Origin of the sequence: Nioella sp. MMSF_3534 (assembly GCF_030732985.1) — a bacterium.
GTDB lineage: Bacteria > Pseudomonadota > Alphaproteobacteria > Rhodobacterales > Rhodobacteraceae > Nioella.
Window position 1 is genome coordinate 20099 of the sequence record NZ_JASHJX010000025.1, and the last position, 13176, is coordinate 33274.

General features: G+C 63.5%; 13 protein-coding genes. 11 read left to right on the forward strand and 2 right to left on the reverse strand.

All coding sequences use genetic code 11. The features are described 5' to 3' along the window. Positions 1 to 14: 14 nt before the first annotated feature. Positions 15 to 953, forward strand: coding sequence for a nucleoside hydrolase (locus tag RBB16_RS11830; RefSeq protein ID WP_306046369.1), 939 nt, complete (start codon positions 15 to 17; stop codon positions 951 to 953). Positions 954 to 1004: 51 nt separating this feature from the next. Beyond that, entirely contained in the window at positions 1005 to 2432 is a 1428-nt protein-coding gene (locus RBB16_RS11835) for a protein adenylyltransferase SelO family protein (protein WP_306046370.1), read from the forward strand. On the opposite strand, the gene RBB16_RS11840 is transcribed toward RBB16_RS11835, so the two are convergent. Then, the gene (locus RBB16_RS11840) at positions 2429 to 3076 is read right to left on the reverse strand and encodes a hypothetical protein (protein ID WP_306046371.1); all 648 of its coding nucleotides are present in this window, start codon (positions 3074 to 3076) and stop codon (positions 2429 to 2431) included. The genes RBB16_RS11835 and RBB16_RS11840 overlap by 4 nt on opposite strands. Before the next feature lie 90 nt (positions 3077 to 3166). On the opposite strand from RBB16_RS11840, the gene RBB16_RS11845 reads away from it, so the two are divergent. Next, positions 3167 to 3895, forward strand: coding sequence for an endonuclease/exonuclease/phosphatase family protein (locus RBB16_RS11845; protein ID WP_306046372.1), 729 nt, complete (start codon positions 3167 to 3169; stop codon positions 3893 to 3895). Here the strand turns inward: RBB16_RS11845 and RBB16_RS11850 are convergent. Further along, the gene (locus tag RBB16_RS11850) at positions 3864 to 4760 is read right to left on the reverse strand and encodes a DMT family transporter (protein ID WP_306046373.1); all 897 of its coding nucleotides are present in this window, start codon (positions 4758 to 4760) and stop codon (positions 3864 to 3866) included. The two genes, RBB16_RS11845 and RBB16_RS11850, sit on opposite strands and share 32 nt — an antisense overlap. A 225-nt stretch (positions 4761 to 4985) precedes the next feature. On the opposite strand from RBB16_RS11850, the gene RBB16_RS11855 reads away from it, so the two are divergent. The 8 genes from RBB16_RS11855 (at position 4986) to RBB16_RS11890 (ending at position 13171) form a co-directional block, all read left to right on the forward strand. Next, positions 4986 to 6044, forward strand: coding sequence for a hypothetical protein (locus tag RBB16_RS11855; protein ID WP_306046374.1), 1059 nt, complete (start codon positions 4986 to 4988; stop codon positions 6042 to 6044). An 81-nt stretch (positions 6045 to 6125) separates the two neighbouring features. Then, positions 6126 to 6539, forward strand: coding sequence for a Fur family transcriptional regulator (locus RBB16_RS11860; protein WP_071691598.1), 414 nt, complete (start codon positions 6126 to 6128; stop codon positions 6537 to 6539). Between the two features lie 209 nt (positions 6540 to 6748). Further along, positions 6749 to 7624: a DMT family transporter gene (locus tag RBB16_RS11865; protein ID WP_306046375.1), complete on the forward strand. Its 876-nt coding sequence runs from the start codon at positions 6749 to 6751 to the stop codon at positions 7622 to 7624. Between the two features lie 100 nt (positions 7625 to 7724). Beyond that, on the forward strand, positions 7725 to 8603 hold the full coding sequence (locus RBB16_RS11870; protein ID WP_306046376.1) for a DMT family transporter: 879 nt from the start codon (positions 7725 to 7727) through the stop codon (positions 8601 to 8603). A gap of 81 nt (positions 8604 to 8684) precedes the next feature. After that, a complete protein-coding gene (locus tag RBB16_RS11875) occupies positions 8685 to 10115 on the forward strand; it encodes a glycosyltransferase family 4 protein (protein WP_306046377.1) in 1431 nt (476 codons plus the stop codon). Between the two features lie 4 nt (positions 10116 to 10119). After that, on the forward strand, positions 10120 to 10713 hold the full coding sequence (locus tag RBB16_RS11880; RefSeq protein WP_306046378.1) for a hypothetical protein: 594 nt from the start codon (positions 10120 to 10122) through the stop codon (positions 10711 to 10713). A gap of 181 nt (positions 10714 to 10894) precedes the next feature. Then, positions 10895 to 12169, forward strand: coding sequence for a phosphopyruvate hydratase (eno, locus tag RBB16_RS11885; protein WP_306046379.1), 1275 nt, complete (start codon positions 10895 to 10897; stop codon positions 12167 to 12169). Between the two features lie 3 nt (positions 12170 to 12172). After that, positions 12173 to 13171 (forward strand): alpha/beta hydrolase, encoded by a 999-nt coding sequence (locus RBB16_RS11890; protein WP_306046380.1) that lies wholly within the window; start codon positions 12173 to 12175, stop codon positions 13169 to 13171. Positions 13172 to 13176 lie beyond the last annotated feature (5 nt).

Sequence of the window (13176 nt, forward strand, 5' to 3'; positions counted from 1 at the left end):
GAACAGGAGGTTCCATGCCCCGCAAGATCATCATCGACACCGATCCCGGACAGGACGACGCGGTTGCCATCCTTCTGGCTCTGGCGAGCCCCGAGGAGATCGAAATTCTGGGCATCACCGCCGTCGCGGGCAACGTGCCGCTGGCACTGACCGCCAGGAACGCCCGCAAGGTCTGCGAGGTCGCGGGGCGGTCTGACGTCAAGGTCTACGCGGGTTGCGACCGGCCCTTGGCGCACACATTGGTGACGGCCGAGCATGTGCACGGCAAGACCGGTCTCGATGGCCCCGATCTGCCAGAGCCTCAGATGCCCCTGCAGGACCAGCACGGGGTCGATTTCATCATCGAGACGTTACGCGCGGAACCCCCTGGCACCGTCACGCTCTGCCCCCTCGGGCCGTTGACGAACATTGCCACGGCGCTGCAAAAGGCCCCAGATATCGCCGAGAAGGTGCAGGAAATCGTGCTCATGGGCGGTGCCTATTTCGAGGTGGGCAACATCACCCCGGCGGCGGAGTTCAACATTTACGTCGACCCGGAAGCCGCTGAAATCGTGTTCAAATCCGGCATTCCCATCGTGGTGATGCCGCTGGACGTCACCCACAAGGCGCTGGTCACGGCACCGCGAAACGAGGCCTTCCGCAGCCTGGGCACCCATCCGGGAACCGTGGTCGCGGAATGGACCGATTTCTTCGAACGGTTCGACAAGGAAAAATACGGCTCCGCCGGGGCGCCGCTGCACGACCCCACGGTGATCGCCTACCTGATCCGGCCCGAGCTGTTCACAGGCCGTCACGTCAACGTGGAGATCGAAACCCAGTCCAACCTCACCCGCGGCATGACCGTCGCGGACTGGTGGCGGGTCACCGACCGCGCCCCGAATGCGATGTTCATGGGCGATCTCGATGCCGACGGGTTCTTTGCCCTCCTGACCGAACGGATCGGACGGCTGTGACCTCTGGCAAAGGCGCGCGGAACGATTAGGTGAGGGGGGAGAGGACAGCCCATGCAGATCGCCTTCGACAACTCCTATGCCCGCCTGCCCGACCGCTTCTTCGCGGCGCTTGCGCCCACCCCGGTGCGGTCCCCATCTCTCATTAAGGTTAATGAGGATCTGGCCCGCGACCTCGGTCTCGATCCGGCAACGTTAACCACGCCTGAAGGGGTCGCAATTCTGGCCGGAAACACCGTGCCGGACGGTGCCGCACCATTGGCGCAAGCCTATGCGGGCCACCAGTTCGGCGGATGGGTGCCGCAACTGGGTGACGGGCGGGCGGTGCTGCTTGGCGAGGTGATCGACCGCGCGGGCATTCGCCGCGATATTCAGCTCAAGGGCTCCGGCCCCACTCCGTTTTCCCGGCGGGGCGACGGGCGCGCCTGGCTTGGTCCCGTGCTGCGGGAATATATCGTCAGCGAGGCGATGCATGCGCTCGGCATCCCCACTACGCGGGCGCTGGCGGCGGTGGAAACGGGCGAAGAGGTCCACCGCGAACGGGTTCTGCCCGGTGCCGTTCTGACCCGCGTGGCCAGTTCCCATATCCGCGTGGGCACCTTCCAGTTCTTCGCCGCGCGTGGCGATGAGGAAGCGCTGCGGGCGCTGACCGATCACGTCATCGCCCGCCATTACCCGGATGCGGAAACACCGCTCGACCTGCTGGCGGCAGTGGTCGAGGCGCAAGCGCGGCTGATTGCGAAATGGATGGGCGTTGGCTTCATCCACGGGGTGATGAATACCGACAATATGTCCATCGCGGGCGAGACCATCGACTATGGCCCCTGTGCTTTCATGGATGCCTATCACCCCGATAGGGTGTTTTCCTCCATCGACCGGATGGGGCGCTATGCCTACCGCAAACAGCCCGAGATTGCGGTCTGGAACCTTGCGCAATTCGCCACGGCGCTGCTGCCGATCATGGGCATGGCCCATAAAGAGGCGATTGAAGTCGCGACGCGGGTGATCGAGGGGTTCGCCGACCTTTTCGGCGCGGCCTGGGAGGCGGAGTTTGCCGCCAAGCTCGGGCTCGCGCAGAGAGAGGAGGAAGATGTCGCGCTGACCTATGACCTGCTGATGCGCATGGCCAAGGGCAAGGCCGATTTCACGCGTTTTTTCAGGGGGTTATCCAGCGACACCCCGGAAGATGCACGCACAGAATTCACCGATCCCACCCAGTTCGACGCATGGCTGCCCCGCTGGCAGGCCCGCACCATGGCAGAGGGGCGCGTCGCGCGGATGAAGGCCGCGAACCCCGCCTTCATCCCGCGCAATCACCGGGTGGAAGAAGCCATTGCAGCCGCGGTGTCCGGCGATTACGCGCCGTTCGAGCGGCTGACAACCGTGCTCGCCCGGCCCTATGACGATCAGCCCGACCATGCCGAGCTGATGGCCGCCCCCGCCCCCGAAGAGGTCGTTCAGGCCACGTTCTGCGGCACCTAGCGCTTGCGGCGGAAGCGGCTGAAGAAGCGGCTGTTGAGCGCGACGAATTCGTCAACCAGCGCCGAGACGGACCCGAGCGCCTGACCGCGCAGGTAAAGCCCGCCCATGGTGCCGCCAAAACTCGCGCCGATCACGTCTACGATCAGGTCGCCCATCGTGTCTGGCAGGCCGGATTTCTGCATGTTGAGGCCAAAGGCCTGGTCCATGGCGAACTCGAAAATCTCCCACAGGACACCGATCATGATCCCGATCGAGGCCGCCAGCAGCCCCATGGCCCAGGGCGGCGCGGCATAGCGGTCGCCTTCGAACAGGATGAAGACGAAGAGAAACCCGGCGATGCCGAAGCCCACGGCGGAAAGCCCGTGCAATGCAATGTCCCACCACCAGAGCCGTTCGTAGAAATCGAAGACCTCGCCCAGAAAGAGTGTCGCAAAGACGAAGGCGACCGCCACGGCCACGATGCTTTTCGGCAGGTGGATGTGCAGACGCGAGGCCAGGAAGAGCGGCGTCATCGACAGACCAAGCGTTCCGAACGCGACAAAGGCCGCCGTCCAGCGCCCGGTGATCAGCGCCGCGATGATTTCCAGCGCCAGCCCGCCCCAGATCAGGTAGGTCAGCCGGCTTTGGTTCCTGAACGCCTGCATCGGGTGCACTCCCCTCTTGCGTCTCAAGATAGACGCTTGCCGCGCCGGTGCAATGGCAGGGCTTGCACAGGGCGATGAGCCGCGCAAACTATGGACATGCCCTATCCGCCCAAGACACCCCCCGGCCTGATCCGCGTGGCCAGCTACAACCTGCATAAATGCGTCGGTCTCGACCGGCGGCGCGATCCGCATCGGGTGGCGCGGGTAGTGGCGGGGCTTGGAGCGGATGTGATCGCAGTGCAGGAAATCGACAAGCGCCTGCCGCCGCGCCCCACCTCCCTCCCCCGCGAGGTGATCGAGCGAGAGGCGGGCTTGTCTCCCGCCCCGGTCGCGGACACGAGGGTCAGCCTTGGCTGGCATGGCAATGGGCTGTTGTTGGCCCCTCCCTGGCGGATGGTGCATCTGCATCGCCTGCCGCTTGCGGGGCTGGAACCCCGTGGCGCGCTGATTGCGGATCTGACCGGGCCATCGGGGCCGCTGCGTGTGGTGGCAACCCATCTTGGCCTGCGCCGCCGTGACCGGCAGCGGCAGATGACGCAGATCATGGCGGCTCTGAATCTCCGCCATCACGGACCAACGGTGCTGCTTGGCGATCTGAACGAATGGGCCGCGCATGAAGGCTTTGCCCCGCTCGACCCCTATTTCACCGTCCACAATCCCGGCCGCAGCTTTCACGCCCGCCGCCCCGTCGCCGCGCTGGACCGGATCGCAACGGGACCGGGGCTTCGTGTCCGACATATGGGCGTGTGCCGGTCTGGCGAGGCCGGGCGTGCCTCGGACCATCTGCCTATCTGGGCCGATCTTTCGCGGGACGGTTGATCAGGATCAGCCCAAGGCAGACGAGCGTCAGGGACATGATGATGCTTGCCCCCAGTTCCTCTCTCAGCAGCGCCCATCCCAGGATCACCCCCAGAATGGGTGTCAGAAAGCTGAACGAGGCAACGCTGGAGGCCGGATAGATCGACAAAAGCCAGAACCAGAACAGAAACCCCAATGAGGCGATGCAGACGATCTGAAAGACCAGCAGCCCGAGGTGATAGATCTCGAAATCGCGGATGAATGGCCCGAACCACAGCGACAGGATCAGCAGCAGCGGGGCCGAGATCGCCAATTGCCAGAACAGCTGCATTTCGGGCCGGGTCTTGCTGACCGGCGCCCCACGGGCCAGCAGCGCAATCCCCGCCCAACACATTGCGGCCAACAGGGCCAATGCGTCCCCCAACAGCGACGCCTCGCCGGGGCCACCCCGGTCGAGCACCGCAATGGCCACACCCAGCACCGCCAACACCTGCCCGGCCAGCTTCATCGGGGACAGGCGTTCGCCCTCCAACAGGAAATGCCCGGCGAAGCCCAGCCAGACCGGCATGGTGTAGAAAAGGATCGAGGTACGCGCCACCGTTGTCAGGTCAAGCGCGAAGAAAATGCAGGAAAACTCGATGGCAAAGAGAACACCCAGCAAAATCCCGGACGGCACGGTGCCGGGGCGGATGCGGAACTCCACCCCGCGCAGACGCATCCACAGCAGCAGGACGCAAAGCGCCCCAAGCGATCGGATCCCGGCCATGAAGACCGGTTGAAACCCGCCATTGCCCAGCTTGATCGCCACCTGATTGACGCCCAGCAGCACCGCGAACCCGGTCAGGGACAGGATCCCGAACATGTCCAGCGAGGTCTTGCGCTCCATGCCTTGTCCTTCACAAGTGAACCATCCGCCCACAAGACCCGACCCATGGTCAGTGTCAAGCGCCGCTTGCCCATGATATTCAAAGTTGCCATTCGCACCGTCAGGAAACGTAGCCATGCCACCCTTGCAGATCAGCCCCCTCGACTTGCTGGCCGGGTCCGTCGGAGCGGAGAGTCACCCGCTGGCCTCTCGCACAGCCCACGAAGCGGAGCTTGAGCCGGATCCATGACCGCCCCCGACCCGATGCTGGCCAGCGCTCTTCTGGTGGTGCTGGAAACCGATGAGAGATTCACCTCCCCGGAGGATCGAGAGATCCTGCAACTGGCCTGGGATGAGATTCACGACAGGCTTGCGGCAGGGGCCGAGGTGAACGGCGTCCTTACCGATGACTACGGTTCGACGGGCAGCCTGCTGGCGCGTGCCATTGGCTGGCAGTGCTATGATATCGCCAAACTGCTGCTGGCCCATGGCGCCGCGCCGACCGATCCGCTGACCGGCCACATCGGTGCCTACGAAGCAGCCTTCGATCAACCTCAGATGATCCGCCTGCTGATGGAGCATGGCGCAGACGCCACGCTCTTCGACCGCGACGACCTGCCGGCGGCGCTTGGCACCGACCGGATCCCCGAAACGCCGGTGCCCCCCGACATGCCCGACAGGTATTTCACGGCGCAGCGCGGCACCCGCAATCCGCAACCCTGCGACAACCCCTTTTTCCTTAACCAGATCCGGACGTTTCACACCGCCTATTGGGGGGCAAAGAGCGCCGGCCGGGACCCTGCCGACCGGCGTGGCATTCACCCGATCTTCAGCTTCGATCGCTTCGGGCGTACCGTTACCCGCCTGCCCGATGGCCGCTTCGTGCTGATCGCGGGAGAGCACGAGGATTCCTACGACAGCGATTTCTGCATCTACAACGATGTCTGCGTGCTGGATGGTGACGGCAATGTGGACTATTTCCTTTACCCGGTTGAGGATTTCCCCCCGACGGATTTTCACAGCGCGACGCTGCTGGACGATCACATCCTGATCATTGGCTGCCTTGGCTACCGGACGCAGCGGCAGGACGGTGTGGCGCCCGTCCTGCGGCTCGACCTTGAAACCTGGCGCGTGACGCCGGTCGACACGACAGGCGACAACCCCGGCTGGATTCACCGCCACCGGGCGGAACTGGTGGACGGGCAGATCATCGTCTCGGGCGGTTGTACCGAGCCGGGCTTTCGCGCCAACCCAGACCGCTTTGCGCTGACCCTCAAGACGATGCGCTGGCACAGGATTTCCTGACGCAGCACCTTCAAAAAGGCTTTCCGACCCATGCCCGGATCGGATAGACCCCACCCCCAAGACGACCCAGAGGGACCGCCGATGCCTGAGACCATCGAACAGCGCTGCGAGGCCAAGGGCCTGCGCATGACCGGACAAAGGCGGGTGATCGCGCAGGTGCTGGAGGAGTCCTCGGACCATCCAGACGTGGAAGAGCTTTATAACCGCGCCAGCGGGCAGGATCCGAATATCTCCATCGCCACGGTCTATCGCACGGTCAAGCTGTTCGAAGAGGCGGGCATTCTGGAGAAACTGGAATTCGGCGATGGCCGGGCCCGCTATGAAGATGCAGAGCGTGATCACCACGACCACCTGATCGACATGCATTCGGGCGAGGTGATCGAATTCGTCGATCCCGAGATCGAGGCGCTTCAGGAAAAGATCGCGGAAAAGCTCGGCTATCGGCTGAAGGGCCACAAGCTGGAGCTTTATGGCGTGCCGATCCGCCACGGCTGATGTCCAAGAAGTATCCCGCGCCGCTTAACCCTAATCAGAAACAGCTGCTCGGGTTCTCGGGCGCGCCGCTGTCGGGCTGCTGGCATGGGCACCGGTTGGACTCCCTGTCATGGCGCTGGACCTGACGATCCTTCCCAGGTGGTGTCTTTCGGCTGGTGCCCGCCCGGCAGGACGCGTAACCAGTGAGCCATCACAACGGAAACGCCCCCATGCCCCTCGCCTCCGACAACCTGCGCGGCATTGCCCTGATGCTGCTGGCCATGGCCACCTTTGCCCTGGGTGATGTGGGCATCAAACTGCTGTCGGGCGCAGTGCCGCCGGGGCAGATCATGGGCACCATGGGGATTGTGGGAACAATCGTCTTTGCGATCTGGACGCGGGCGCGTGGATTGCCGCTTCTGCCGCGCGCCATCTGGCATCCCGCCATCGCCCTGCGCTTCGTGGCCGAGATCATGGCCGGTGTCGGCATGGTCCTGTCGCTGACGCTCAATCCCCTGTCTCTGGTCACCGCGATCCTTCAGGCCGGGCCGCTGGTGGTGACCATGGGCGCGGCCTATGTCTTTGGCGAGCAGGTCGGCCCGCGCCGCTGGCTGTCGATCTTTGTCGGGCTCAGCGGGGTTCTGATCATCCTGCGCCCCGGATTCGAGGGTTTTTCGCCGCAGGCGCTGTGGATCATCGTGGCGCTTATGGGGCTTTCAATCCGCGATCTGGCGACACGGGCGGCCCCGGCCTCACTGGACAATCTGCAAGTGGCAACCATCGGCTTTTTCGCACTTGTCCCCACCGGCGCCTTGCTGATCGCCTTTGGAACCCCTCCGCTCTGGCCCACAATTGGTGATTGGGCCACCCTCGGTCTTGCCATCTTCGCCACCATCGCGGGCTACTACGCCATAACGGCGGCCATGCGGGTCGGTGACATCTCTGCCGTGACCCCGTTTCGCTATTCGCGGTTGGTCTTCGGGCTGGTGCTTGGCCTGATCATTTTTCACGAACGGCCCGACGCCCTGTCCTATGTCGGGACCGCATTGATCCTTGCGGCGGGGCTTTATTCCGCATGGCGCGAAAGGCTGCATTCCCGCCGCTGAATTCCGGTATCAGGGAAATTCATGCCCAACCGGTGCGATCGGGCTTGCGAAGATGTGCAGAACGCGCGAAGGCGATTGCACCCCATTCGGACCGCACCCCATGAACAACATCAACGGCATTCTGCTGGTCATCGCCGCCATGGCCGCCTTCAGCGCCGAAGACGCGCTGATCAAGCACCTGTCCACCTGGTTTCCGACCGGGCAGATCCTGATGGCGCTTGGGATCGCGGCCAGCCTGGTCTTTGCCGCCCTGGCCACCGCCCGCCGGCAGTCGCTGTTCGCGCGCGCGGCGTGGCGGGCCGCTCCGCTGATCCGCGCCCTGTCGGAAGCCATTGCCGCCACCGCCTTCGTCACCGCATTGGCGCTGATCGACATCTCGACCGTGGCCGCCGTCTTTCAGGCCACGCCGCTGGCCATCACCATGGGGGCGGCCCTGTTTTTGGGCGAACAGGTCGGCTGGCGGAGGTGGAGCGCCATTCTGGTCGGGTTCTGCGGTGTGCTGCTGATCATCCGGCCCGGACTCGACGGGTTCGAGCCTGCCTCGCTCTTCGTTCTGGTCGCGGTGGCCGCCATCGCGGTGCGGGATTTGTCCACCCGTTTCATCGTGCCCGAGGTCAGCTCTCTGGTCATTTCGTTTCAGGGCTTCGCGTCGGTCATCTTCTCGGGCCTGCTGCTGCTTTGGCTGCAAGGCGACAGGATGGTTGCGCCGGAACCCCGACACTATGCGCTGATCGCGGCGACGCTGGTGTTCTCGGTCGGCGGCTACTACGCCATCGTGCAGGCGATGCGGGTCGCCGATGCCTCGGCCGTACAACCCTTTCGCTATACGCGGCTGGTCTTTTCAATCCTGGCGGGCGTTCTGTTTTTTGGCGAGCAGCCCGACACGCTGACGCTGACCGGTGCGGCCCTGGTCATCGCAACCGGGATCTACACCTTCCTGCGCGAACGGCAAATAGGCAGCGCCGCGCGCATGGCCTGAGCGGCCACGGTCGCCCCAAAACACAAAATTTGTTTACATTTTCACCCGCTTCCACTCTCATTCTGAAGTGGGGAATTTTTTATGAAGATACTCATAACTCAACGCGCCCTGGAACGCTTCGGAGGCTCGGAACTCTTCACGGCAGAGCTTGCCCGGTCTCTTGCCGCCCGCGGGCACGAAGTCGCGGTCTATTGTCCGCGTCCAGGCCGTATCGCTAAACTGATCACGCCGAGCGGTATTCCGGTCAAGGACAAGCTTGACGATCTGCCGTGGTGGCCCGACGTCATCCATGGCCAGCATCATCTGCCTGCAATGGCGGCCCTTGCCAAGTTCAGCGGCGTTCCGATGGTCTATTGCTGGCACGGCGCGCGCCCCTGGGTGGAACAGGTTCCACGGCATGATCGCATCCGGGCTTATGTTGTAACCTCGCAGCGACTGGCGCCGCGTCTGGCAAGCGAACGCGACATCCCGGTCGAACGGGTCGTGGTCATTCCCAACTTCGTTGACTGCGAGCGCTTCTCGTTTGTCCGTAAAGTGAGCAGCCGGCCGACGCGGGCCGTGCTTTATGGACAGGGCGGATTCTACCCGGAAGAGTTAAAAACGCTAGAAGATGCCTGCGACGCGAACGGGCTCAGCCTTACCAAGGTTGGCTATGCGTTCAACAACCCGCGGCCGCGGCCAGAATACTTCCTGCCCGACTACGATATCGCGTTTGCCGTCGGGCGGTCGGCGCTTGAGGCAATGGCCGCCGGGTGTGCCGTGATCCCGATCGTCCCTCAGCTGGCCGGTCATCTGATCACCAGGCGCAGCCTGAAAGACTGGGTCGCGGCCAATTTCAGTCCCAGATATTTCACGTCAAGTGACCGGTTCGATCGCGAATGGCTCGCGTCCGAGCTGAAGGCGTGGTCCCAGGAGGACATCACCTCTGTCACAGATCAGGTTCGCAGGGAATTCGACCTGCCACGCGCCATCGACGCATTTCTTCGCACCTATGCCGATGCCGTCGCGCAGGCATCCCCGGCAGATTGCGGCCTTGATCGCTATCTTGAAGGCCTCGCGGTGGATGCCGACGCCATGTGGCATCAGTCGAACGAAGACAGCGCCGAACTGGAACGGTTGCGCGAGGAAAACGCCCGACTGCACCGTGAAGCCGCCGCAAATGAACGTCGCGTTCGTGAACTGTTGGAACTCCTCTTGCGCAAAAGCGGGATGACCGAAGGGCTTGCTGAAGATCCGTCACCCGAGAACCTGCGCGAGGCAATTCGCAAGTCCGGGCTTTTCGACCCGGATTGGTATGTGCTGACCTACCCCGATGTCGGGAAAACCCGGATGGACCCGCTGGACCACTACCTGCGCTATGGTTCGTTTGAGGGCAGAGAACCGGCCCCCGGCATGGATTCCAAGGCCTATATGGCGGCAAATCCACATCTCAAGGGCCTGGGCATGAGTGTGCTTGAGCATCAGGTCCGACAGCTTTCGCTGCTTATCGGCGGCATCGATCAGCAGCGCTAAAACGATGAGCGATCATCCTTTCCCGCCCCGTCCGCCATTGGCCAAGCCCGGCTCTCCTGTCAGATGGTTCGACCCGGACCTGCAGGCTTGGCTGGATGCGCATGTGGCGTATTGGAACTGCTATGAATGCGTGGTGCTTCCCAAGGTGGCGGTAAACGCTATGCGCACGGTGGGAAATTGGCGTCGCGGCCACAATGCCATGTCCGTCACCTTGCCGCCGGGAACGCCCGTGGCCAGTTTCATGCATCGCGATGGTCGCCCGAGCGACCGTTGGGACGGTGGAGAAGGGCTCGGGATAAGTAAAAACAACACAACCCATTCCGGTGTGCTTGCGGGCTATTTGCTCGATGCCCATGGCGCGAAGATCGGTCTGAAGATGTGGGAGCTCTATCCCGGTTGCGGACGGGTCCGCCGCCGGATCATTCTACTGGACGACGAGCGCTTTGGCACCAAGAACGCAAGGGCGTTTCATGCCATCCTGGAGCCGGACCTGACCCCGCTCGGCGGGCGCGACAACCCGTATCTGCCGATCTGGCAATTGCTGACGGACAAGGACAAGCAGGCGCAAACCTGCAAAAACCAGAACACTGAAAGCTGATCAAGCAGTGCATCTTCTGTTCACTCAGTGTCTATGAAGTTTTTTTTGCCATGTTGGCGCAAACACTCGGCACACCCCGCAAAACAAGGACCGTTAGCGCTATCATACACGGTTTACTTTCGCCACGCCCCTGCTATAGCTCTGCGCGACCCCATTCCTGTTCGTTTGAGGATAGATCCCCATGAGCACCATCATCGACATCCACGCCCGCGAAATCCTCGACAGCCGCGGAAACCCGACCGTTGAGGTCGACGTGACCCTGGAAGACGGCACCATGGGCCGCGCTGCCGTGCCTTCCGGCGCCTCAACCGGCGTGCATGAGGCCGTGGAAAAGCGCGACGGCGACAAGGCGCGCTACATGGGCAAGGGCGTGCTGGAGGCCGTGGCCGCCGTGAATGGTGAACTGGCTGAAAACCTCCTGGGCTTCGACGCCACCGAACAGGCCGCCATCGACACCGCTATGATCGAGATCGACGGAACCGAGAACAAGGGCCGTCTTGGGGCGAACGCCATTCTGGGCGTGTCGCTGGCCGTTGCCAAAGCCGCCGCCGAGTATACCGGCCAGCCGCTTTTCCGCTATGTCGGCGGCACCTCGGCCCGCGTGCTGCCGGTGCCGATGATGAACATCATCAATGGCGGCGAGCATGCGGATAACCCGATCGACATCCAGGAATTCATGATCATGCCAGTGAGCGCGGGCAACATCCGCGACGCGGTGCGCATGGGCTCGGAAGTGTTCCACACGCTGAAGAAAGAGCTGTCCGCAGCGGGGCTGGCAACAGGCGTGGGCGATGAGGGCGGCTTTGCGCCGAACCTGTCCTCGACCCGCGACGCGCTTGATTTCATTCTGAAATCCATTGAGAAAGCGGGCTACAAGGCCGGCGATGACATCATGCTGGCGCTGGATTGCGCCGCGACGGAATACTTCAAGGATGGCAAGTACGAGATGGCCGGTGAAGGCATCAGCCTGACCCCCGCCGAAAATGTCGACTACCTCGCCGCGCTTTGTGCCGATTACCCGATCCTCTCCATCGAAGACGGCTGTTCCGAGGATGACTGGGAGGGCTGGAAACTGCTGACCGACCGGCTTGGTGACAGTGTGCAACTGGTGGGCGATGACCTTTTCGTCACCAACCCGAAGCGTCTGGCCATGGGCATCGAGCGCGGCTGTGCCAATTCCATGCTGGTAAAGGTCAACCAGATCGGCACCCTGTCCGAGACGCTGAAAGCCGTCGATCTGGCGCATCGCAACCGCATGACCAATGTCATGAGCCACCGTTCGGGCGAGACCGAGGACGCCACCATCGCCGATCTCGCCGTTGCCACCAATTGCGGGCAGATCAAGACCGGGTCGCTGGCCCGCTCTGACCGGCTGGCGAAGTATAACCAACTGATCCGTATCGAGGAAATGCTGGGGGAAACGGCCGAATATGCAGGCCGTTCCATCCTGCGCTGACCGATGCGGCGGGTTCTTCGCGGCATAGGCTTTCTGATCGCGCTCCTGCTTTTCGCAGTGGGGGCGCTCTATGTCGGGACCATGGGGAACTACCCCGTGCCCGCCACCGTCACCGATGACCCCGCCCTGCCCCGGATCGAGGTGGGCGGTGTCACGCTCCATTCCGAAAGCTTCGGCGACCCGGCCAATCCGGCGATTGTCGTTCTGCACGGGGGGCCGGGCGCGGATTACCGGTCCCTCCTGCCCCTGCAGGCGCTCGCTGACAGCTATCACGTGACCTTCTACGACCAGCGCGGCGCGGGCCTGTCGGAACGGGTGCCCGCCGAGGCGCTGACGCTGGACACCCATCTGGAGGAACTGGCAGGCGTCCTGGACCTTGTCAGCCCCGACGCCCCCGCGATCCTCATTGGCCATAGCTGGGGCGCGATGCTGGCCAGCGCCTTCCTTGGCGCGCATCCTGATCGGGTCGCCGCCGCCGTGCTGATCGAACCGGGCTTCCTGTCGGCAGTAGAAGCCGAAGCCTGGGGCGCGCGGTCACAAGAGATCATCCGCCAGCCCCTGATGCTGTGGCACGGGCTGCGCACCGGGTTTGAATCAGCCCATGTGGATGGCCCGGACGAGGCCGCCGCGCAGGACTATCTGATTGGCCGGATGATGGGCTATTTCGCCTCCGATCCTCTGACCGGCTATGCCTGTCCCGGCGAAAGCTATGACAGCCCCAGCTGGCGCGCGGGCGGGATCGCGGGTCAGGCGGTGTCCAGCCGCGCCGGGCCGGCCGGTTTCGACGCGCTCGGCGGCAATGCGATCCGCTTTTCCGGGCCGGTCCTGCTGATCGCGGGGGAGTGCAGCACGTGGATCGGAGAGGATCACCAGCGCGGTCACCTGGCGCTCTATTCGGACGCCCGGCTTGCCGTGATCCCCGACACGGGCCACGACAGCGTCGATGACGCGCCCGAGGTCGTGCTCTCCGAGATCCGCAGCTTCCTCAGCGCCGATAATTGACGCCA